The following is a 20,994-nucleotide window of genomic DNA, read 5'->3' on the forward strand; positions in this document are numbered from 1 at the left end:
CGATGCCACCGGCGCCACCGACGGATGCGCCGGCACCGATGCCGTCACCACCCACCGAGGCGCCAACACCCACGCCGCCGACGCTTGCGCCGACATCGAGGGCGGCCGCCGGATAAGCAGCCGAGATCAACAAAAGTCCACCGAAAACGGAGGAAGCGAAAGTCTTCGTACGCATAACCATTTCCCGTTCCTTTGAATTTGCTTGGCCGGTTTCTCCGACCTCGAAAGCAAAGACGCGCGGGTACAGGAAACGTTTCGCGCCTCCTGTAAGCATGCTTTACGTACACCTTAACGACGACTTGCAGCTTTACTGATGGTGCTCAAGCAAAGGGCCGGCCTTCGCCGCGCTGGAAGCTGATGAGGTCGAGATTGGGCGCAGGCTGGCCGAGCATGGTCAGAACGGCGCTCGCCTGGCCGCGATGATGTGTCTGGTGATTGAAGAAGTGGTACAGTGCCGGAGCCAGCCGTTGGCTGATGGTGCGCATGTCGGTCACGGTCGTATACGAAAAGCGCCCTGCGAAATCCGCCTCGTCCAGACCGTTGATCCAGTCCGAAATCCGCTTGTCCTCGGCGTCGCGCGCGATCCGTAGCGGCGCGAAGTTCGGATGGATGATCGTGTTGAGAGCAGCCGGCGCTTCGCCACGGCCCGTAAAGCGCTTCAGCCAGATGCGGTCGGCCACCAGGATGTGGTTCAGCGTGCCGCACAACGAATGAAAGAAAACGCCGGTGTCGCGCGTGAACTCGTCGTCGGACAAGGCCGCGCCTGCATCGTAGATCGCCCGGTTCGCCCAGTTGTTATACGCAGCGAACATCTGGAATTCCTGTTTCATCGCTCGCCTTTCTGATGCAGCGTTGCGGGGCGCTTTGAGTCCCGGAGGTGTTGCCTTGTCCATTAAGCTTTATGATCTCGTCGGCAAGGATCATTCCCGTCCTTTCAGCCCGCATTGCTGGAAGGTGAAGATGGTACTGGCGCATAAGGGCTTGTCGTTCGAGAGCATCCCCACGCCCTTCACGGCCATCCCAGCGGTGGAAGAGGGCGCATCGCAGATCGTCCCGGTGATCCGGGACGGCGACACGATCGTCTCGGATAGCTTCGCCATCGCGCTCTACCTCGAACACACCTATCCCCATCGCCCCACTTTGTTCGGTGGTCCCGGCGGCGAGGCGATGGCGCGTTTCATCGAGCGCTGGTCGTTCCTCACCGTGCATCCTTTCATCGCGACATCGGCGCTGATGGACATCTACGATCGTTTGGAGCCCGCCGATCAGGCGCACTTCCGCAAGACCCGCGAAGCTCGCTTCAACAAACCGCTGGAAGAGGTGCCAGTTGGCCGCGACGACCGGCTCGAAACCTTCCGCGCCGGCTTGGCACCGCTGCGCACCATGCTGAGCGACCAGCCCTTTATCGGCGGCAACACGCCCTTGTTCTGCGATTACATCGTGTTCGGCGCGCTGCAATGGGCGCGCGTCATCTCGCCTTACGGGTTCCTTGCTGCCGATGATCCGGTGCAAAGCTGGTTCGAGCGCTGTCTCCAATTGCACGAAGGCCTCGGCGCCAGCGTGCCCGCCGCAGCCTGAGCAGCGCCAAGGCTTGGCACCAAGGCTTGGCAACAGGGAGGGCGCTCTGTATAGGACGCCCACCTCCCGAACCCCCAAGCACAGGACAACAGGACCATGGCGGTAGAGCGTACTTTTTCGATGATCAAGCCGGATGCGACCAAGCGCAACCTCACCGGCGCGATCACCAAGATGCTGGAAGATGCCGGCCTGCGCGTTGTCGCATCGCGCCGCGTCTGGATGAGCCGCCGCGAAGCCGAAGGCTTCTACGCCGTGCACAAGGATCGTCCGTTCTTCGGCGAGCTGGTTGAGTCCATGTCGGCTGGTCCGACGGTGGTTCAGGTTCTGGAAGGCGAAAATGCCATCCTGAAGAACCGCGAAATCATGGGCGCCACCAACCCGGCCAATGCCGACGAAGGCACGATCCGCAAGGTGCATGCACTGTCGATCGGCGAAAACTCAGTTCACGGTTCGGACGCCCCGGAAACGGCTGCGATCGAGATCGCCTACTGGTTCTCGCAGACCGAAGTCGTCGGCTGATTTTTACAGCTGCTGAATGCGAAAAGCCCGGCTACATGCCGGGCTTTTTTATGAACGCTCGAACCCTTCCGCGGCAGACCAGCGCTGCAGGGCCTCGTCGTCGCTTTCCTTGGCGTCCACCCAGCCACCATCGCTGCCATCGGCTGCAATCAGCTTTTTCCAGAACGGCGCTTTGGATTTCAGGAAGTCCATCAAGAACGCCGCGCCATCAAACGCAGCCTGCCGATGCGCCGAGGCCGCCAGCACCAGCACGATGTTTTCGCCTGGTTCAACGCGGCCATAGCGATGGATCGCGGTTATCGCCTGCAATGGCCAGCGCTCCGCGGCCTGAAGCGCAATCTCGTTGATCGCTCGTTCCGCCATGCCGGGATAATGCTCGAGCTCTAGAGCTGCCAGCGACCCTCCATCATCACGGCAGATGCCGGAGAAGGTCACGACCGCACCGATCCCGGGATGCCCGGCCGTGGCCAGCTCGATCTCGCGGGCAATGTCGAAATCGTCCCGCTGAACGCGAATGACGGGCTTGATCGCCATAACGATCAGCCTCCCGTCATAGGCGGAAACAGCCCGATCTCGCTGATATTGCCGATCAGCTCGTCATGCTCGGCATGTTCGTGGTCCAGCGCAACGCGAATGACATCGGGAACCTGCAGCGCATGCTCATAGCCTTCGCCGCGATCCTTCAGCCAATGAAGAAGGTCGCGAACAGTGACAACGGAGGAGGGGATTGCCACCTCTTCCTCCGCCACGCCGATCCGCTCGCGGACCCAGGCGAAGTAGACCAGTTTCACCGGCCTACTCGTCGATGATGTGTTTGGCACCTGCTCGGAAATAGTCATAGCCGGTATAAAGGGTCAGAATTGCGGAAATCCAGAGCAGCACGATGCCCATCTGGGTGATGTAGGGAACGAGCTTGTCGCCCGCTGGTCCCGCCAGCAGGAAGGCAATGGCAAACATTTGCAGCGTCGTTTTCCATTTGGCGAGCTGCGTCACCGGCACGCTCACCTTCAGCGCGGCGAGATATTCCCGCAGACCTGAAACCAGGATTTCGCGGCACAGAATGATGATCGCCGCCCACAAGCTCCAACCTGCGATCGTACCGTCCGAATCGGCCGCCAACAGGAGCAGGCAGGCCGAAACCAGCAGCTTGTCGGCGATCGGATCGAGCATCTTGCCGATATTGGAAGTCTGCTGCCAGATCCGCGCCAGATACCCGTCGAGGTAATCCGTCACGCTCGCCAGAATGAACAGGAAGAGCGCCGACCAGCGCGCAAGATCGCTTGATTGCAGGCGGCCTTCGAAGAAAAAGCAAAGCACGATCAACGGCACGCAGAGGATGCGGCTGTAAGTCAGAAGGTTCGGAATGTTGAAGGCCCGGCGGCTTGCCATGGTATGAGTCTCGAAGCCTTCTTTAGCGCGAGCTTGATTGTTGGCGGTTCAAATGCGGCAAATTGAGAGCCGGGGCAAGCGCCCCGCCGCGATCTTTGCCCCGATCTTTAATAGGCCAGCCCCCGCTTATCCTTTTTCGTGGAAATGATTATACACGGTGCGGGCAATCGACTCCGAAATGCCGTCCACCGCCATCAGGTCTTCCATCGCTGCGCGGCTGACTGCCTTCGCGGTGCCGAAGTGGTGCAGAAGCGCCCGCTTGCGGCCCGGTCCGATGCCAGCCACCTCATCCAGCGGATTGCGCACGAAGTCCTTCTTGCGCCGCGTGCGATGCGCGCCGATGGCAAAGCGGTGGGCCTCGTCGCGCAGTCGCTGCAGGAAATAAAGCACGGGATCACGCACAGGCAGGGTGAAGCTTGGCCGTCCCTCCATCATGAAGCGCTCGCGTCCCGCCTCACGGTCGATGCCCTTGGCCACGCCGATCGCATGTACCGCATCCGAAATGCCGAGATCGGCCAAAATCTTGCGAACCGCCGTCATCTGACCTTCGCCGCCATCGATCAGGATGACGTCCGGCCAAGCCGGCACGGCCTCGTCTTCATCGGACGCATCAGGCGCGACCGTGCGATCGGGGATGCCGTTTTCCTTGATCAAGCGTCCGAAACGGCGCTCCATCACTTCGCGCATCATGCCGAAATCGTCGCCCGGCGTGATTTCGGTCGAGCGGATGTTGAACTTGCGATACTGATTCTTGATGAAGCCTTCCGGCCCTGCCACAATCATCGCGCCGACAGCACTCGTGCCCATGATGTGTGAGTTGTCATAAACCTCGATGCGGCGCGGCTTGCGCTCGAGCTTGAACACGCTCTGCACGCCTTCCAGCAACCGCGCCTGCGAAGAGGTTTCCGCCAACCGACGGCCGAGCGCCTCACGTGCATTCTGCAAGGCGTGCTGAACCAGTTCCTTCTTCTCGCCCCGCTGCGGCACCGAAATCGAAACCTTACGACCGGCCAGCGTCGAAAGGGCTTCTTCCAGCAGCGGCTGTTCTTCCACTTCCTGCGAAAGGAGGATCATGCGCGGGCAGGGCTTGTCCTCATAAAACTGAGCGAGAAACCCGCCCAGCACTTCATTGAGTTCGATCGCCGGATCGGCCTTCGGGAAATAGGCCCGGTTGCCCCAGTTCTGGCCGGTTCGGAAAAAGAACACCTCGATACAGGTCTGCCCGCCTTCGCCATGAATGGCGAACACGTCTGCTTCTTCCACGGAAGCCGGATTGATACCCTGATGGCTCTGCACATGGCTCAGCGCACTCAAGCGGTCGCGATAGATCGCGGCGCGCTCGAAATCGAGATCGGCGGAGGCATCCTGCATCGCCGCTGCGATCTGCGCCTTGACGCTTTGGCTGCGCCCAGAAAGGAAGCCGTTCGCTTCCGATACCAGCTCCTTGTAGCCGGCCTCATCGATCTCGCCCGTGCAAGGGCCGGAACAGCGCTTGATCTGATGCAACAAACAGGGCCGCGTCCGGCTTTCGAACGTCGAGTCGGTGCAGGTGCGCAGCAAGAAGGCGCGCTGAAGGGCGTTGATCGTACGGTCAACAGCCCCGGCCGAGGCAAAGGGTCCGAAATAATCGCCTTTGCGCGAGCGTGCGCCGCGATGCTTGAAGATGCCGGGTGCGGGATGGTCGCCGGTCAGGATGATGTAGGGAAACGACTTGTCGTCGCGCAGCAGAACATTGAAACGCGGCCGCAAGCGCTTGATCAGATTCGCTTCAAGCAGAAGCGCCTCGATCTCGGTTCGCGTGATCACGAATTCCATGGCCGCTGTTTCGCGCACCATCCGGCCGATGCGGTTGGTGTGGTAGCGGCCTTGCGCGTAAGCCGTCACGCGTTTCTTCAGGTTGCGCGCCTTGCCGACATAAAGCACGTCGCCTGCCGCATTCATCATGCGGTAAACGCCGGGCGCGTTCGGCAGACGTTTAACCAGCATTTGAATCGCGGCTTCGCCGACCAGACCGCCTGATGCGAAACGACTTTCGGATGTCCCGTACTCATTCCGGGATCCCCACGACATCCGGCGTCTGCCAGGCAAGATGCTGCCCGCCATCCAGCGCAATCATCTGCCCGGTCACCGAACGTGCCTGCCAGAGATAACGGATGGTTGCGCCGAACTCGCCGAGATCCGGACCACGCTCCAGAATCAGCGCTGCAACCTGCGCATCGAAGTCGGCCTGATCCTGTCGGCTGTTCGGCAAGGTCGGGCCGGGCCCGATCGCATTGACCCGGATACGAGGCGCATAGGCCTGCGCCAGCGTCTGAGTTGCGGTCCAAAGAACGGACTTCGACAGCGTATAAGAAAAGAAGCGCGGCGTCGCCCGCCACACCCGCTGGTCGATGATGTTGACGATCAAGCCCTCGCCATCCGCACCGAGCTGCCGCGCAAAGGCGCGGGCCAGCTGCACTGGCGCCTTGGCGTGAACCGCAAAATGCTTGTCCCAGGTATCCCAGTCGAAGGTCTGCGCGCTGTCTTCCTCGAAGATCGACGCATTGTTGATGAGAAGGCCCAGAGTTCCGAAACAGCGCGCAGCCTCGGTGACAAGTCCGTCCAGCGCATCGGTGTCGCTCAAGTCGGCGCGGACAATCGCGGCCTTGCCGCCATTTTTAATGATTTCCGCAACGAGGTCGTCAGCGTCCTCATGCGAGTGATTGCAGTGGATGACGACGCAGTGTCCGTGTGCGGCGAGGTCGAGGGCGATTGCTCGGCCGATCCGGCGGGCGCCGCCGGTGATCAAGGCGACGGGCAATGCTGTCATGAGTCTGAGACCTTGGTGAGCTTGGTTGAAACGACATGCGTGACTCGCACGCGAAGCCGGAATATAGGCCTTCTCAGCAGTTCAACCAAATGGTTACCATGCTTGCCGGCAAAATCCTAAGCATAAGATTTTATTAAACTTTTGACCCGTCTGTTGCGGTGCAGCAACATCACTTTTCTGCCACATTGCTGACAGGGAAACTTCGTTTTTGGGGTCTTGTTCAGCCGCATTTCGCGACCATTTTCATTCTCGTAGGGCACAGACGGCGTTCTAGCGTCGCTCTTGACACCCACAGTGGTTGGATCCGTCCCAAGCGGGTCCCTGTGTACAAGGAGTACGAAAATGAACCTGACCAAGAAGTACGGCCGCTCCGTTGCGGTTCTCGCCGGTGCTGCAGCCCTGTTCGCTGCCGCTTCCGCCCAGGCAGCTGACGTCATCATGGAAGAGCCGCCGGCACCGGTTGCTATGGAAACCCTCCCGGTTGCTTCGTGGGCTGGTGCCTACGCTGGTGCCGTGGCTTCCTACGGCTTCGAAGGCCGCTCCAACGGCCTCGTTGGTCCGGAAGCTGACACCGACGGTTTCGCTGGTTCGGGCTTCGCCGGTTACAACTGGCAGACCAACAACCTCGTTTACGGTGTTGAAGGCGACGTTGGTTACAGCGGCGTTGACGGTTCGGCTGGCGGCCAGAAGGTCGAAGGCGGCCTGAACGGCTCGATCCGCGCTCGCGTTGGCGTTGCAGCGACCGACCGCGTCCTGATCTATGGTACGGCTGGTGGCGCTGCTGAGCGCGTCGAAGTGTCGAACGAACTCGGCAACGACAAGCAGACCCTGCTCGGCTACACCGTCGGCGCCGGCGTCGATGCCAAGCTGACCGACCAGGTCTTCGGCCGCGTCGAGTATCGCTATACCGACCTCACGGACGACACGTTCAACACGGGCGGCTTCGCTCAGGACGTTGGCACCAAGGACCACAAGGTGTCCGTCGGTCTCGGTGTGAAGTTCTAAGCTTCGCATCCATCCAACGAAAAAGCCGGGCTCAGTGCCCGGCTTTTTTGTGCCTGAAATCGGAAAAAACGATCAGCTTTTCGGAAGATACGCCGCCAATTCTGGAAATTTCCGGTCAAAACGGTCCGCCCACCGGATCAATTTTCCCCTTTTTTTCTCCCATTTCCCCTCAAATCGCAGCGCGAGGTAGGCCAGTGTGGCCCGCAGCGCGAGATGCCCGGCATGCACTTTCGTCGGCAGGCTGATGGTCTGGCCGTTCAAAAGATCGAGCGCCCGCTCGGCTTTGTCCCACTGCCGATCAAGCCAGGGCTGATGCACCAGTTCCTCCGGCCGCATACGCCGCTCATAAACATGCGCCAGCGCCGCATCGCAGATCCCATCGCACAAAGCCTCCATCTGCTCGGCTTCTAAGCGCTTGATTCCATTGCGTGGAAACAGCGAACCCTTGCTTTCGCGATTTAGATATTGGGTGATGACGCGGCTGTCATAAATCGCGCTGCCACCGTCGGGAATGAACACCGGGATCTTGCCAAGCGGATTGGCCTCAAGCAGCGACTCGGGCGGTGTGCTGGTTTCGGTAGCCACCGATTCAAACGCGATGCCCGCCTGATGCGCCGCCATCCGGACCTTGGCGCTGTAAGGAGAAGCGTTGGAAAACAGGATCTTAGGCATACAATCTCCGACAATCGGTTGAACAAAAACTCAGCGCGCCTCGGGCATCGAAGCCGGTCGCGAGCAGCCTTGCCGATCGATTTCGGGGCAGGCGCGAAAGTCCAGATTGTCTTTGGTGAGGCAAATGCGGACCTCGCGGATCAGCCCCGCCTTGCACGTCACCGCCATGTCGCGTGCGTTTAAACCAGGGTTTGCCGCTGCCAGCGCATCCTCGATCGCCTGGGGAGACACAGGCTGCGTACCACCATCCAAGTCATTGGGGATATTGATTCTTTCGCGAGCAGAACGAACGGTCGCAAGGTAATCGGCTTGCGACAAGCCGCTGCAAGATCCATGCTTGCGCCATTGATGACCGATCAGGCCGGCTGAAGGAATGAGGTCGCGATATTCGGCGACGAGCGAGTCCGGAACGCGATCCGGTTCGCTGCTCTTGCAGGACTCAGGATAGCCGCGCTCGAATTGCGGCCACAGACCATGAACAACAAAGCCATGCGGATCACGCCGGCCGCATTGCTGCCGATTCGCCTGATCGCCTTCTGCCTGGCAGTAACTGGGCGACCAGGATACGCTGAGAACATAGAAGTCGAAGCCGGTGCCTTGCGGGATCGCGTTGGCACTCGGAGAAGGGGAGGCATCAGCCTCGCCGGATGATTCAGGCGGCTGGCATGCCGAAAGAAGAAGGGTGGCTGCCAGGCAGAGCCCGAAACGCAGGCCCGTCACCGCAGAATACGGCAAGCACCGCTATAAACGTTCCAGCGATCGAAGCCGTCCACGCAGAACTCGACATTGTAGCCGGTGCCGGCAAGACCCATGCCTTCTTCCACCAGATACCAGATCTTGCGCTGATGGCCGTCCGACAGGCTCACCGTCGCGCCGCAGTAGAGACGCGCAATAGGACGCTCTTCCGGAACGGCCGGCAGCCAGCGGCGCAGCGTGATGTCCTGGAAGTCGGTGATCGCGACATTCGGCAGGTTCGGTACGTGCGTGACCTGATGCTGGAACTTGGACTGGATGCGGCCGAGAACGCCGGTATCCATGCAGAAGCCGGCGTCGGCAGGCATTTCCTGGATGTAATCGGCAGCCTGCACGGCCGGCGCGCCCAGGCTCGCCAGGCTGACTGCCAAGACAGCCGCTGCCTTGAGGAGAAACGAACCACGCGCCATTGGAAGCTCCGCGATGCTGAAACGTTGAGTTGAGTGTCCTGCACCGCACTTGCCCGGTCAAGCCGGTCAGGTCAAGCGGTGCCTTAGAACAAGCTCAACCATGTTCGCCGGCAAGCCACCGTGTCCCGGAAGACGCACCTTTATCCTCGGCAAGGCATTGACACAGCGCCGGCAGCAAGGTGGCCAGCTCTTGTTCAAGCGTGAAAGGCGGGTTGATGATCGCCATGCCGCTGCCGATCAAGCCGGCCTCGTCTGTGGAGCCACGAATCGTCAGCCAGGTGTCCAGGATCTTCGGAATGCCTAGTCCGGCGAGGCTCTCACGATAGCGGTTCACAGCCGCCAGATCCTTGATCGGATACCAGAAAGCGTAGATCCCACCCGGCCAGCGACGATGCGCCGTAGCTAGCGCTTCCGCCATCCGCTCGAACTCACCCGGTTGCTCGAAGGGCGGGTCGATCAGCACCAGACCGCGCTTCTCCTTCGGCGGCAGATGCGCGCCCATGGCGAGCCACCCGTCGAGTTCGATAACGCGTGCCTGATGATCCCCGGCAAAGACAGTGCGCAACGTTTCTGCATCCTCAGGATGCAATTCCAGTGCGGACAATCGATCCTGCTTGCGCAGGAGGTGGCGCGTGACGAGCGGGGAGCCGGGATAGAAGCGTAGCCCGCCATTCGGGTTCAGTGCATCGACCGCCGAGCGATAAGGCGCGAGCAAAGCTTCGACTTCAGGCTTGAAGCGCGCTTCCGCAATCCGCGCGATACCGCCTTGCCACTCGCCGGTGCGCGTCGCTTCGCTGGCTTGCAGGTCGTAGCGGCCGATGCCTGCATGGGTATCCACCACACGAAAAGCGCCTTCCTTGCGCTTCAGATACTCGATCAGCCGCGCAAGCACCGCATGCTTGAAGACATCGGCGAAGTTGCCGGCGTGGAAAGCGTGTCGATAGTTCATGAGATGTGTTCGTCCTCGTCACCGCACGCTCTACACGGCGGAACCGAAACCGGCTAGTTTGCCCGGCATGAACACCCATGTCCGCACCACGATCGGCCATTCGGCCTGCCCGCATGACTGTCCTTCGACCTGCGCCTTGAGCGTCGAGATCATCGACGGGCAGGTCGGCCGTTTCTATGGCGCCAAGGACAACAGCTACACGGCCGGCGTCATCTGCGCCAAGGTCGCGCGCTATGCCGAGCGGGTGCATCATCCCGAGCGCTTGTTGAAGCCGCTGATCCGTGCCGGTGCAAAGGGCGAGGGCGCTTGGAAGGAAGCGAGCTGGGACGCCGCGCTCGACCTCGTCGCCGAGAAGTTCATGGCCGCCGAGGCCAAGCACGGCAGCGAAACCGTCTGGCCCTATTACTATGCCGGCACGATGGGGCTGGTGCAGCGCGACAGCATCAACCGTCTGCGCCACGCCAAGAAATACTCCAACACTTTCGATTCCTTCTGCACCAACCTTGCCTGGACTGGCTGGATGATGGGCGCAGGCGCCTTGCGGGGTGTCGATCCACGCGAAATGGCGAAGTCGGATTGCGTGGTAATCTGGGGCACCAATGCCGTGGTCACGCAGGTCAATGTGATGACCCACGCCACACGCGCCCGCAAGGAACGCGGCGCCAAGATCGTCGTGATCGACATCTATGACAATGCAACGATGAAGCAGGCCGATCTCGGTCTCATCCTACGGCCAGGCACCGACGGCGCGCTGGCCTGCGCCGTGATGCATGTGCTGTTCCGTGATGGTCTGGCTGATCGCACTTTTCTCGCTGAATACACGGACGATCCGGCTGGGCTGGAAGCGCATCTGCGGGTACGCACGCCCGAATGGGCTGCGGCGATTACCGGTCTCAGCGTCGCCGAAATAGAGACGTTCGCGCGGCTGGTGGGCACGACCAAGCGCACCTTCTTCCGGCTGGGCTATGGCTTTTCGCGCCAGCGCAACGGCGCGGTCAACATGCATGCGGCGCTGTCGATCCCGGCCGTGACGGGTGCTTGGGCTTATGAAGGCGGCGGTGCCTTCCACTCCAATTCCGGCGTGTTCAAGCTCGATACAAGGCTGATCGAAGGGCGTGAAATGGCCGTTTCCGGCATTCGCCATCTCGATCAATCAAAGATCGGCCGCATCCTGACCGGCGATCGTGAGGCGCTTTATGACGGGCCTCCAGTCACCGCCATGCTGATTCAGAACACCAATCCGGCAAATGTGACGCCCGAGCAGCGGCTGGTGAAACAGGGCTTCCTGCGCGAGGACCTGTTTACCTGCGTGCACGAGCAGTTCATGACCGATACAGCGAAGCTCGCCGATGTCGTGCTGCCGGCCACCATGTTCGTGGAGCATGACGACATCTACAAAGGCGGCGGGCAGCAGCATGTGACGCTTGGCCCAAAGCTGGTCGAGCCGCCGCTCGGGCCGCGTCCGAATCTTTATGTCATCGAGGAACTGGCGAAGCGGCTGGGTGTGGCCAACAAACCCGGTTTCGGCCTCACGGCGCGGCAGCACATCGACATCATGCTGGACAAGCGCGGGCTCGGCTCCTTCGCTGAGTTGCAGGAGAAACGCTTCGTGGACATGCAGCCGCCCTTCGAAGACGCGCATTTCGTCAACGGCTTCGGTCATCCCGACGGCAAGTTCCGCTTCCGGCCGGATTGGATCAACACGCCGGCGCCCAACAAGCCGCCGAAATCGATGGGCACGCAAGGCGATTACGCGCGCCTGCCAGCCTATCCCGATCATGTCGACCTGATCGAAGGCGCGGATGAGGCGCATCCGTTCCGACTGGCGACTTCGCCGGCGCGGTCGTTCCTCAATTCCAGCTTTACGGAAACGCCGGGATCGTTGAAGCGGGAAGGGCGGCCTGAGCTGCTGCTGAACTCGCTGGATGCCGCCAAGCTCGATCTTGGCGAAGGGGACGTTGCCGAGATCGGCAATGGTCGCGGCGAGGTAGCGCTGCACGTCAAGCTGTTCGACGGTGTGCTGTCGGGCGTGGTGATTGCCGAGGGCATTTGGCCGAACTCGGCGCATCTGAACGGCGAAGGCATCAACACGCTGACCAGCGCCGATTCACCGCCGCCTTACGGTGGTCTCGTGGTTCACGACACGCATGTTTGGCTGCGCAAGGTGGACAGCGCAGCCGGAGATGGATCAGGGCGTGGAACGGGCGAGCGCCTCGAGGTCGGGACCTTGCTCAACTAGATCCGGCGAGATCAGCATCGACGTGGTGCTGGTTTCGGCCACCTTGAAGACGGCCTTGTCACCGACCATGCGCACCTTGCCCTCGGCCAGAAGCCGGAGGGCGATGGGATAGAGCTTGTGTTCCGCAGCCAGTGTGCGAGCGGACAATCTGTCCTCATTATCGCCGCTCAGAACGGGAACCGCCGCCTGTGCGATGATCGGCCCGGAATCCATGGCAAACGTCACGAAGTGAACACTGCAACCATGCAAGCGAACGCCGGCGTCCAGCGCCTGTTGATGCGGATGCAGGCCCTTGAAGAGAGGTAGGAGAGAGGGATGGATGTTGATCATCCGCCCGCTCCAGCGCGAAACGAAGCTTTCGGTCAGAAGCCGCATATAGCCGGCGAGGCAGATCAGCTCTGCGCCGAACTCAGCCAGCGCGCGCTCCAGAGCGGCGTCCTGCGCGGCCGAATCAGGATGATCAGCCTTGGTGATGACGCGCGTGGGGATGCCCGACTTTGCTGCGAAGTCGAGGCCTGCGGCATTGGCGCGGTTGGAGATGACGCCGACGATCTCGGCAGGGTAGGCCGGGTCACGCGCGGCTTCGATCAGCGCCCGCATGTTGGAGCCGCGCCCCGAGATCAGGACGACGACGCGCTTTCGTGATCCGTTCATAGGGAAAGCGTGCCGCGATAAACGACGCGCTCCTCGCGCGCCGGCACGATCTGGCCGATCGGCGTGACGGTCTCGCCTTCCTGTTGGAGGACGGCCGCGACCTGTGCGGCCTGACCGGCTGCCACCACCGCGATCATGCCAATGCCGCAGTTGAAGGTGCGCAGCATCTCGTTCGGCTCGACACCGCCGACTTCAGCCAGCCAGGAGAACACCGGCGGCACGTCGATCGTGTCAAGGTCGAGCTCGGCCGAATAATCCTGCGGCAGGACGCGCGGGATGTTGTCGGGAAAGCCGCCGCCGGTGATGTGAGCCAGCGCCTTGATGCCGTGGGTGTTGCGGATGGCGTTGAGCAGCGGGCGAACATAGATGCGCGTCGGCGTCAGCAGCGCTTCGCCGAGCGAGGTGCCTTCGGCGAATGGCGCGGGGTCGGAATAGGAAAGACCGCTGCGCTCAACGATCTTGCGAACCAGTGAGAAGCCGTTGGAATGCACGCCGGAGGAGGACAGGCCGAGGATGACGTCGCCATCGACGATGTCGTTGGTGGGCAGCAGCGCACCGCGCTCGGCCGCACCGACGGCAAAACCCGCGAGGTCGTATTCGCCTTCGCGGTAAAGGCCCGGCATCTCGGCGGTTTCACCGCCGATCAGCGCGCAGCCAGCCTGGCGGCAGCCATCGGCGATGCCGGCGACGATCGCCGCACCTTCATCCGGCTCCAACTTGCCGGTGGCGTAGTAATCCAGGAAGAACAGGGGCTCGGCCGCCTGCACAACGAGATCGTTGACGCACATGGCGACGAGGTCGATGCCGACCGTGTCATGCTTGCCGGCCTCGATCGCCACCATCAGCTTGGTGCCGACGCCATCATTGGCGGCAACCAGCACGGGATCGGTGAAGCCGGCGGCCTTCAGGTCGAACAAGCCGCCGAAGCCGCCGATTTCCCCGTCCGCGCCTGGGCGGCGCGTCGACTTGACGATCGGCTTGATCTTCTCGACGAGCGCATTGCCGGCATCGATATCAACGCCCGCCTGCGCGTAAGTGAGCTTGTCCTGCTCGCCCGTCATGATCTTTCGCTCCGTTTTGCCGCGGCTTTTGCGCTCTTCGCATGCACCAGCTTCGCTCGCAAGTTGGACACGCTCTTCGACCACAGGCTTCAACGTGCTAGGAGGCCGGTAACCTGAGAATCGGTGAGGACAAAAGTAGCGGAGTGACGATCCCCAACATCATAACGCTGATCAGGTTCTTCCTGGTGCCCTGCGTGGTGCTGGCGCTGCTTGGCGGCAATATGGGCTGGGCCTTTGTCGGCTTCCTGGTGGCCGGCATTTCGGACGGCGTGGACGGCTTTATCGCGCGCACATTCGATCAGCGCAGCGAACTTGGCGCTTATCTCGACCCAATCGCCGACAAGCTGCTTCTCGTTTGCGTCTTCGTGGTGCTGGGTTTCCTCGGCGAATTACCGCTTTGGGTCGTGGTAACGGCTGTTTCGCGTGATGCATTGATCATCGGGGGCGTGATGCTGGCCACCGTGATGGGCAATCCCGTGGAAATGAAGCCGCTCTTCGTCTCCAAGGCCAACACGACCTTCCAGATCCTGCTCGCCCTCGTTGTTCTGGCCGAACTCGCATCGGGCTGGAACGCTGGTGCCTTGCGGACTGTCCTCATATATATCTCCGCCTCCTTGACCGTCGCTTCCGCGGCGGCCTATCTCGTGGGCTGGCTGAGGCATATGAGCGGTTATGGCAGATCCAATCTTTCCGACGGCTAGCCGCCAGGCCGCTGAGGCATCCGCCTCCGAACGGCCCACCGCGATCGAGACCGACAACCTTGTTCTGGCCACCGGAAGCGCGGCCGCCGGCCTGAACACGCGCTATGCCCGCGCGGCCCTGTTCTGGGGCGCAGCGCTGCTGGGCTTCATCGCCTTTCTCGTTGTTTTCAGCTCGATCCTGCTGCCTTTCGTGGCGGGCATGGCGCTGGCCTATTTCCTTGATCCAGTCGCGGACCGGCTGGAGCGGCTCGGATTGTCGCGTCTGATGGCCACGATCGTGATCCTGATCAGCTTCCTTCTGGCCGTGGTGCTGGTGGTGATCATCATCGTGCCGCTGCTGAGCTCGCAGCTGTCGGACTTCATCTCCAATGTTCCGGGCTACATCACCAACCTGCAGATGCTGATCACCGACTTCGATCCCGAATGGCTGCGCGAGAATTTCGGCGTCGAGCCGGCGGCCTTGCGCGACGGCTTGAGCGGGCTGGTCACGCAAGGTGCGGGTTTTATCACCACGCTGCTGCAATCGCTGTGGAACTCCGGCAAGGCGATCGTGGATGTCGTCGCCCTGTTCGTGGTGACGCCGGTTGTCGCCTTCTACATGCTGCTCGATTGGGACCGGATGATCGCCAGCATCGACCGTTGCGTGCCGCGCGATCACATCCAGACCGTTCGCCAGCTTGCCCGCGACGTGAACAGCGCAACCGCCGGCTTCGTGCGCGGGCAGGGTACGCTGTGCCTGATCCTGGGCGCCATGTATGCCGTCGGCCTGACGGTCGTCGGGCTGAATTTCGGCCTGCTGATCGGCCTCTTTGCCGGCCTCATCAGCTTTATCCCCTATGTTGGCTCGCTGGTCGGTCTTATTCTCTCTATCGGCGTTGCCTGTGTTCAGTTCTGGCCGGACTGGCCAATGGTGGTGCTGGTGGCGGCGATCTTCTTTGGCGGTCAATTCATCGAGGGCAACATCCTGCAGCCGAAGCTGGTGGGATCGAGCGTCGGTCTGCATCCGGTCTGGCTGATGTTTGCACTGTTCGCCTTCGGCTCCTTGTTCGGCTTCGTCGGCCTGCTGCTCGCCGTGCCGGCTGCGGCGGCGGTTGGCGTTCTCGTGCGCTTTGCCGTCGCGCGGTATCTTGCTTCCCCGCTTTACAAGGGGAAGACGGCGCAGGTGATCGTCTGATCCATGCCGTCTGGAGCCCGCCAACTTCCCCTCGACCTCGGTCATCGCCCGGGTCAAAGCCGCGACCACTTCGTCGGATCCGAGGAGAACGCCGCAGCGCTCAGCCTCATCGACAACTGGCCGCGCTGGGCAGCACCCCTGGCGCTTCTCGTAGGACCGGCAGGTTCGGGCAAGTCGCACCTCCTTTCGATCTTTTGTGAGGAAGCCGAAGCGACGGATGCGGCTGCGGATTACCAAGGCGCGATCGACGCCGCCGAACGAGGACAGGCGATCATCCTCGATGATGCCGATGGCATGCCGCTCGATCAGGTCGCTTTGTTCCACCTCATCAATGCCGTGCGCTCAGGCGGCGCCACCCTGTTGATGACGGCGCGGCTTCTGCCTGCAGCCTGGACCGTCACGTTGCCCGACCTCATCTCGCGCCTGAAGACGGCTGCGGTGGTTCAGATTGGCGAACCGGGTGACATGCTGCTGAACGCTGTTGTGACGAAGCTCTTTGCCGACCGCCAGATCGAGATCGAGCCGCATGTGGTGCAGTTCATCACGCGGCGAATCGAACGCTCGCTTGCCACCGCGATGAGCGTGGTGGCAGACATTGATCGCGCCGCTCTTGAACAAAGACGTCCAATTACGCGCACGCTCGTATCCGAAGTGCTTGCAGCAAGCGGGCGGGCATCTTAGATCAAGCCTGCTGCTAAAACGATGAACCGGCAGAAATCTTAACGGAAATACACTTTCCTCTGGTTTCTTTGCCTGTCTTCGATCAAGGAAGCGCTGTTCAAGGACCAACGCTTCATGCCGATTTCCCGTGCCCGATTTATGCGAAGCAGCGCATTGTTCCTGCTGATCGGCTTGGTCGCCTTGTTGGCCATCGTCGGCGCCACGTTCTGGCTCGCGCAGAGATCGGAGGGAATTTCGGACACGTTGACGCAGTGGCGCATCGCGCGTGCGGCAACCGTGAACCTGCGCAACTCGCTCCAACTCGTGGAAACAAGCCAGCGCGGCTTTCTGCTGACCGACGACGCACAGTATCTAGAACCCTATGAGCGTGAAGTCGGCCGGATCGCGCCTCTTTACGGACGGCTTGCAGCAACCGTGCAGCCGCTGCTCGGTGATCGAGTCGATGTCAGCCGCTTCGAAACCGCCATCACTGCCAAGCTGGAAGAGATGGCGCGCACGGTCGAACTGGCGCGCACCGGCCGCAAGGATGAAGCGATTGCCCTTGTTCGCACCAATGAAGGCAAGGAGTTGATGGATGAGGCGCAGGCTTTCTTTGCGCAAACCATCGAGGCAGCCGATGCTCAGTCCCTGCAGGGATTGACCAGTCAGGCCAGCAACTTTTCTGCCTTGCGCATCGTCACCCTGGTTGGCGGCGCTGTGATTCTGCTGGTTGTCGGCGGATCCGTTTGGACCGCCCTCGTTTACACGCGCGAAATCATGCAAGCGCGCGGTGAGGTGGAAGCCCTCAATGTCGGCCTGGAATCGCGGATCCAGGAGCGCACGCAGGATTTGCTGCGCGCCAATGAGGAAGTGCAGCGCTTCGCTTATATCGTCACGCATGACCTGCGTGCGCCGCTCGTCAACATCATGGGCTTTACCGCCGAACTCGATACGACGATGAAGACGATCCAGAACTACGTTCTGGCCGAGCCCGGCAAGGCATCGGAGAATGATGCGAAAGAGGCAAAACTCGCAGCGCAGGAGGATCTGCCGGAGGCTATCGGCTTCATCCGCTCGTCCACCAAGAAGATGGACGGCCTGATCAATGCCATCCTCAAGATCTCTCGCGAAGGCCGCCGGCCGCTCAAGCCTGAGCCGATCGATGTCAAGTCGATGCTCGAAAATACGCTGGCCAGCATTCAGCATCAGATCATCGAAGATGACGGCGAGGCGACCCTCGACGTGGCGGTTCCTCGCATTGTTTCCGATCGCATGTCGCTGGAGCAGATCGTCGGCAACCTCCTGGACAATGCCGTAAAGTACAGCGCCAAGGACCGTCCGCTGCGGCTGCGCTTGAAGGCCGAACGCAAACCGGGCAACCGCTTTACGCTCAGCGTCGAAGATAATGGCCGTGGTATTGCCGAGCAGGATCATGAGCGTGTTTTTGACCTGTTCCGCCGCGCGGGCACACAGGATAAAGCAGGTGAGGGTATAGGGCTTGCGCATGTGCGCACCCTGACTCGCAGCCTCGGGGGCGATATAAGCGTGACGTCTGAATTCGGCCGCGGCTCGACGTTCACCGTAGAACTGCCATTGGACCTCAGAACCGTCGTAAGGAGTGAAGTGTAGTGAGTGACAATCCTAAGCCGGTCACGATCGTCATGGTCGAGGACGATGAGGGCCACGCGCGCCTGATCGAAAAGAACATCCGCCGCGCCGGCGTGAACAACCCCATCGTGCCGTTTGCGAATGGAACGCAGGCACTCGAGTTCCTGCTCGGGCCCGATGGTTCGGGTTCCGCCAATGCTGGCCGCCAGCTGCTCATTTTACTGGACTTGAACCTGCCCGATATGACGGGCGTGGACATTCTCCAGCGCGTCAAGGCGAATGAACATACCAAGCGGTCTCCGGTGGTCATCCTGACGACCACCGATGACGAGCGTGAGATCCAGCGCTGCTACGATCTCGGCGCCAATGTTTATATCACCAAGCCGGTCGACTATGAGGGCTTTGCCCACGCGATTCGCCAACTCGGCCTGTTCTTCTCGGTGATGCAGGTTCCGGAGACTGCCTAACTTGCATACTCGGCCCGTCCGCATTCTGCATATCGACGACGATCCAGCCCTCGTTCGGCTGGTCGCGAAGTCGTTGGCGCGTCGTGGATTCGAGGTCGAGAACGCAAGCGACATCGAAAGCGGCCTTGCGGGCATTCGCGATGGCGACTTCGACGCCGTGGTGCTGGACCATTATCTCTCCTCCGGCACCGGCCTTAGCGTGTTGAACGCGCTGCGCGACCAAGTTGACGCGCCGCCGGTGGTCTATGTCACCGGATCGATGGAAGCCTCGATTGCCGTCGACGCGCTGAAAGCGGGTGCCGACGATTATGTGCTGAAGTCGGTCGGCGAGGATTTCATCGCCCTTCTGGCGAAAGCGCTGGAACAGGCGATTACCGCCGCACGCATGCGCCACGCCCAGATCGAAGCAGAGAACGAGATCCGTCGCGCAAAAGACCGCGCCGAACTCTTGCTGGCCGAAGTCAACCATCGCGTCGCCAACTCGTTGGCGCTTGTGGCTGCGCTGGTGCGCATGCAGGCCTCTGCGATCCAGGATCCCGGCGCGAAGGAAGCTTTGGCCGAAACACAGGCCCGCATTTCCGCCATCGCCAACCTCCATCGCAGCCTCTACACGTCCGAGGACGTGAAGAGCGTGGCCTTGGACGATTATCTCACGACGCTGGTTTCCGAGCTCGACGCTTCCATGGCCGCAACCGGCTATCGCTCGCGCGTGAAACTCGACCTGGAATCCTTCACAGTCCCCACGGACCGTGCTGTCTCCGTCGGCATGATCGTGACCGAACTTCTGACCAACGCCTTCAAATATGCCTATCCGGATAACCAGGACGGTGAAGTCCGCCTGATCGTGCGGCGCTCCGATGATCAGACCGCCGTGCTCATCGTCGAGGACGACGGCATAGGCTGGAACGGGCAGGGTGTCGCGAAGGGCACCGGTCTCGGCTCGCGCATCGTGAAGGCGATGGCCTCGACGCTCGGCAGCACCATCAGCTATGGCAACGGCGTTGGCGGGACACGAACCACGCTGGTGCTGCAAGGCGGCTAACGGCAGTGCCACCAAGGCCGCTGCAGGCTCAGTAGAAGTCCGTAAGGCAGAAGGCTACCAGGCCGGTCCCTTCCTCGTGGAAGCAAGCTTCAATCCTGCTTCCAGAACAGCCTCAAGCTCATCGATCAGTTGCTCGGTAGAGGGTTGCCCGCCGAAGAAGTTGATCCTGTACCGCCCGTTCGGCTTGCTCATGACGATGCCCACTTCCCGCAGCTTCCGCTGAACCGCACCGTAGGTAACCAGAAGCCCCCAGCGGAAACCTTGCCTGTGCTATTGTGCTTTGGCTGAACGAGCGTTCCAGCCTGTTGGTTGGAATTCATCGCGTCGAAGTGTTCAAAAGAAAGCGGTGCGTGGTCGTATGAAATGCCGTGTTGTGCAGCCATGATGATCCCCCTCAAATGCGTCAATGCATCGGAGGATTTCCCTTGAACAAACGCGGCGTCATCATCCATTTGATGTATGACGATCGGTTGAGGGCTTGATCCAAACGGACGAACATCGCTCGTTCTCGTCGCTGATCAAGCGGGTGCTGAACAGCACGAAGCAGAACTGCGGCATGAGCGAACGCTGCAACTCGCCCTGAAGCCAAGTTGCAACTTCGGCTGTCAAGAAAGCTGAGTGTAGTGGAAACTGGCGATCCCGGCAGGACTCGAACCTGCGACCATCGGCTTAGAAGGCCGGTGCTCTATCCAGCTGAGCTACGGGACCGGAGCGCGATCGACCGCGCTAGGTCAATGCGTCCAAGGCGTCTTGCGTTCGTAACGGAAATTGTCAGAATAGGAAATCTGCCGGCGGCGGCTCTCCTTCGGCTCCTGCACGCGAAATTCGATGCCATGCTTCTCGGCATAGGCCACGGCTTCTTCCTGCGTCTGGAACGTCAGCCGGATCTGGCTCTTCATGTCGCCCGATGAGGTGTAGCCCATCAGCGGGTCGATCTTGCGCGGCATTTCCGGATCATATTCCAGCACCCAGTAACCCGTCTTCGCCTTGCCCGACTGCATGGCTGTCTTGGCTGGGCTGAAGATTCTGGCGGACATGATAATCTCCTGGACTAAGCGATCATGCAGCCAAGCCGCACGCATTTTGATGCTTCAATAGAGCAGCTGCGATTTGGATGCAAAGCCCGGGACTGTAAATTGTCACAGGCTGATCGGCTCGGCACGAAACGCAATGCACGCTTTCGTTGAACACGGCCACAAGTCAGTCTTTGGGAAATCATGGTCGGAGTGGAGAGATTCGAACTCCCGACCCTCTGGTCCCAAACCAGATGCGCTACCAGACTGCGCTACACTCCGCCGGTTCGC

The 20,994-nt window shown here is 61.0% G+C and carries 25 protein-coding genes and 2 tRNA genes; 10 read left to right on the top strand and 17 right to left on the bottom strand.

Translation table 11 applies throughout. The annotated features are described in order from the left end of the window. Nucleotides 1-320: 320 nt before the first annotated feature. Entirely contained in the window at nt 321-830 is a 510-nt protein-coding gene (locus tag RTX98_RS11565) for a DinB family protein (protein WP_312796727.1), read from the bottom strand. A 55-nt stretch (nt 831-885) separates the two neighbouring features. Here RTX98_RS11565 and RTX98_RS11570 point away from each other — a divergent pair, with 55 nt between their 5' ends. Both RTX98_RS11570 and ndk read left to right on the top strand, forming a co-directional pair. After that, nucleotides 886-1,578 carry a glutathione S-transferase family protein gene (locus RTX98_RS11570; RefSeq protein WP_312796728.1) on the top strand — a complete coding sequence of 231 codons (693 nt, stop codon included), beginning with the start codon at nt 886-888 and terminating at the stop codon, nt 1,576-1,578. A 96-nt stretch (nt 1,579-1,674) separates the two neighbouring features. Continuing rightward, entirely contained in the window at nt 1,675-2,097 is a 423-nt protein-coding gene (gene ndk, locus RTX98_RS11575; RefSeq protein ID WP_189501457.1) for a nucleoside-diphosphate kinase, read from the top strand. 48 nt (nt 2,098-2,145) lie between these two features. Here the strand turns inward: ndk and RTX98_RS11580 are convergent, their stop codons facing one another. The 5 genes from RTX98_RS11580 to RTX98_RS11600 all read right to left on the bottom strand — a co-directional run bounded on the left by RTX98_RS11580 (nt 2,146) and on the right by RTX98_RS11600 (nt 6,295). Beyond that, nucleotides 2,146-2,631, bottom strand: a complete 486-nt coding sequence (locus RTX98_RS11580; protein WP_416223111.1) for a molybdenum cofactor biosynthesis protein MoaE — start codon at nt 2,629-2,631, stop codon at nt 2,146-2,148. 5 nt (nt 2,632-2,636) lie between these two features. Then, a complete protein-coding gene (gene moaD / locus RTX98_RS11585; protein WP_312796729.1) occupies nt 2,637-2,936 on the bottom strand; it encodes a molybdopterin converting factor subunit 1 in 300 nt (99 codons plus the stop codon). Continuing rightward, nucleotides 2,893-3,486: a CDP-diacylglycerol--glycerol-3-phosphate 3-phosphatidyltransferase gene (gene pgsA, locus RTX98_RS11590; RefSeq protein ID WP_312796730.1), complete on the bottom strand. Its 594-nt coding sequence runs from the start codon at nt 3,484-3,486 to the stop codon at nt 2,893-2,895. Before pgsA ends, moaD begins: the two co-directional genes overlap by 44 nt. A 126-nt stretch (nt 3,487-3,612) precedes the next feature. Then, complete coding sequence (uvrC, locus tag RTX98_RS11595) at nt 3,613-5,556, bottom strand: excinuclease ABC subunit UvrC (protein ID WP_416223112.1); 1,944 nt, start codon at nt 5,554-5,556, stop codon at nt 3,613-3,615. Next, nucleotides 5,534-6,295, bottom strand: a complete 762-nt coding sequence (locus tag RTX98_RS11600) for an SDR family oxidoreductase (RefSeq protein ID WP_312796732.1) — start codon at nt 6,293-6,295, stop codon at nt 5,534-5,536. Before RTX98_RS11600 ends, uvrC begins: the two co-directional genes overlap by 23 nt. Nucleotides 6,296-6,637: 342 nt before the next feature. Between RTX98_RS11600 and RTX98_RS11605 the strand changes: the two genes are divergently transcribed. Continuing rightward, entirely contained in the window at nt 6,638-7,300 is a 663-nt protein-coding gene (locus RTX98_RS11605; RefSeq protein WP_312796734.1) for a porin family protein, read from the top strand. Between the two features lie 72 nt (nt 7,301-7,372). On the opposite strand, the gene RTX98_RS11610 is transcribed toward RTX98_RS11605, so the two are convergent. The 4 genes from RTX98_RS11610 to RTX98_RS11625 form a co-directional block, all read right to left on the bottom strand. Continuing rightward, nucleotides 7,373-7,972 (bottom strand): glutathione S-transferase family protein, encoded by a 600-nt coding sequence (locus RTX98_RS11610; RefSeq protein ID WP_312796735.1) that lies wholly within the window; start codon nt 7,970-7,972, stop codon nt 7,373-7,375. A gap of 30 nt (nt 7,973-8,002) precedes the next feature. Further along, a complete protein-coding gene (locus RTX98_RS11615) occupies nt 8,003-8,707 on the bottom strand; it encodes a ribonuclease T2 family protein (RefSeq protein WP_312796736.1) in 705 nt (234 codons plus the stop codon). Next, the gene (locus RTX98_RS11620; RefSeq protein ID WP_189501463.1) at nt 8,689-9,135 is read right to left on the bottom strand and encodes a hypothetical protein; all 447 of its coding nucleotides are present in this window, start codon (nt 9,133-9,135) and stop codon (nt 8,689-8,691) included. Before RTX98_RS11620 ends, RTX98_RS11615 begins: the two co-directional genes overlap by 19 nt. A gap of 94 nt (nt 9,136-9,229) precedes the next feature. Then, nucleotides 9,230-10,084 carry a 23S rRNA (adenine(2030)-N(6))-methyltransferase RlmJ gene (locus tag RTX98_RS11625; protein WP_312796737.1) on the bottom strand — a complete coding sequence of 285 codons (855 nt, stop codon included), beginning with the start codon at nt 10,082-10,084 and terminating at the stop codon, nt 9,230-9,232. A gap of 67 nt (nt 10,085-10,151) precedes the next feature. Between RTX98_RS11625 and RTX98_RS11630 the strand changes: the two genes are divergently transcribed. Further along, on the top strand, nt 10,152-12,323 hold the full coding sequence (locus tag RTX98_RS11630) for a molybdopterin oxidoreductase family protein (protein WP_312796738.1): 2,172 nt from the start codon (nt 10,152-10,154) through the stop codon (nt 12,321-12,323). Here the strand turns inward: RTX98_RS11630 and purN are convergent. Next, nucleotides 12,273-12,977, bottom strand: coding sequence for a phosphoribosylglycinamide formyltransferase (purN, locus tag RTX98_RS11635; protein WP_312796739.1), 705 nt, complete (start codon nt 12,975-12,977; stop codon nt 12,273-12,275). The genes RTX98_RS11630 and purN overlap by 51 nt on opposite strands. After that, nucleotides 12,974-14,038 (bottom strand): phosphoribosylformylglycinamidine cyclo-ligase, encoded by a 1,065-nt coding sequence (gene purM / locus RTX98_RS11640; RefSeq protein ID WP_312796740.1) that lies wholly within the window; start codon nt 14,036-14,038, stop codon nt 12,974-12,976. The genes purN and purM overlap by 4 nt, the downstream gene beginning before the upstream one ends. A gap of 143 nt (nt 14,039-14,181) precedes the next feature. On the opposite strand from purM, the gene RTX98_RS11645 reads away from it, so the two are divergent. From RTX98_RS11645 to RTX98_RS11670, 6 genes are all read left to right on the top strand, one after another. Further along, a complete protein-coding gene (locus RTX98_RS11645; RefSeq protein WP_312796741.1) occupies nt 14,182-14,739 on the top strand; it encodes a CDP-alcohol phosphatidyltransferase family protein in 558 nt (185 codons plus the stop codon). Further along, complete coding sequence (locus tag RTX98_RS11650; protein ID WP_312796742.1) at nt 14,711-15,913, top strand: AI-2E family transporter; 1,203 nt, start codon at nt 14,711-14,713, stop codon at nt 15,911-15,913. Before RTX98_RS11645 ends, RTX98_RS11650 begins: the two co-directional genes overlap by 29 nt. Nucleotides 15,914-15,916: 3 nt before the next feature. Then, on the top strand, nt 15,917-16,594 hold the full coding sequence (locus tag RTX98_RS11655; RefSeq protein ID WP_312796743.1) for an HdaA/DnaA family protein: 678 nt from the start codon (nt 15,917-15,919) through the stop codon (nt 16,592-16,594). A gap of 114 nt (nt 16,595-16,708) precedes the next feature. Then, nucleotides 16,709-18,202, top strand: coding sequence for a sensor histidine kinase (locus RTX98_RS11660; RefSeq protein WP_312796744.1), 1,494 nt, complete (start codon nt 16,709-16,711; stop codon nt 18,200-18,202). 32 nt (nt 18,203-18,234) lie between these two features. Further along, nucleotides 18,235-18,648 (top strand): response regulator, encoded by a 414-nt coding sequence (locus RTX98_RS11665; RefSeq protein ID WP_189503199.1) that lies wholly within the window; start codon nt 18,235-18,237, stop codon nt 18,646-18,648. Between the two features lies 1 nt (nt 18,649). Further along, complete coding sequence (locus RTX98_RS11670; protein ID WP_312796745.1) at nt 18,650-19,690, top strand: sensor histidine kinase; 1,041 nt, start codon at nt 18,650-18,652, stop codon at nt 19,688-19,690. A gap of 54 nt (nt 19,691-19,744) precedes the next feature. Here RTX98_RS11670 and RTX98_RS11675 read toward each other — a convergent pair whose 3' ends face one another. From RTX98_RS11675 to RTX98_RS11695, 5 genes are all read right to left on the bottom strand, one after another. Continuing rightward, entirely contained in the window at nt 19,745-19,882 is a 138-nt protein-coding gene (locus tag RTX98_RS11675) for a hypothetical protein (RefSeq protein WP_312796746.1), read from the bottom strand. Next, on the bottom strand, nt 19,879-20,142 hold the full coding sequence (locus RTX98_RS11680) for a hypothetical protein (RefSeq protein WP_312796747.1): 264 nt from the start codon (nt 20,140-20,142) through the stop codon (nt 19,879-19,881). The genes RTX98_RS11675 and RTX98_RS11680 overlap by 4 nt, the downstream gene beginning before the upstream one ends. A 179-nt stretch (nt 20,143-20,321) precedes the next feature. Further along, nucleotides 20,322-20,398 (bottom strand) — tRNA-Arg (locus RTX98_RS11685). A gap of 23 nt (nt 20,399-20,421) precedes the next feature. Continuing rightward, entirely contained in the window at nt 20,422-20,727 is a 306-nt protein-coding gene (locus RTX98_RS11690) for an ETC complex I subunit (protein WP_189501474.1), read from the bottom strand. 181 nt (nt 20,728-20,908) lie between these two features. After that, nucleotides 20,909-20,985: transfer RNA gene (locus tag RTX98_RS11695), tRNA-Pro, on the bottom strand. Between the last annotated feature and the right edge of the window lie 9 nt (nt 20,986-20,994).

This window comes from Tianweitania sp. (assembly GCF_032053605.1).
Lineage (GTDB): Bacteria > Pseudomonadota > Alphaproteobacteria > Rhizobiales > Rhizobiaceae > Tianweitania.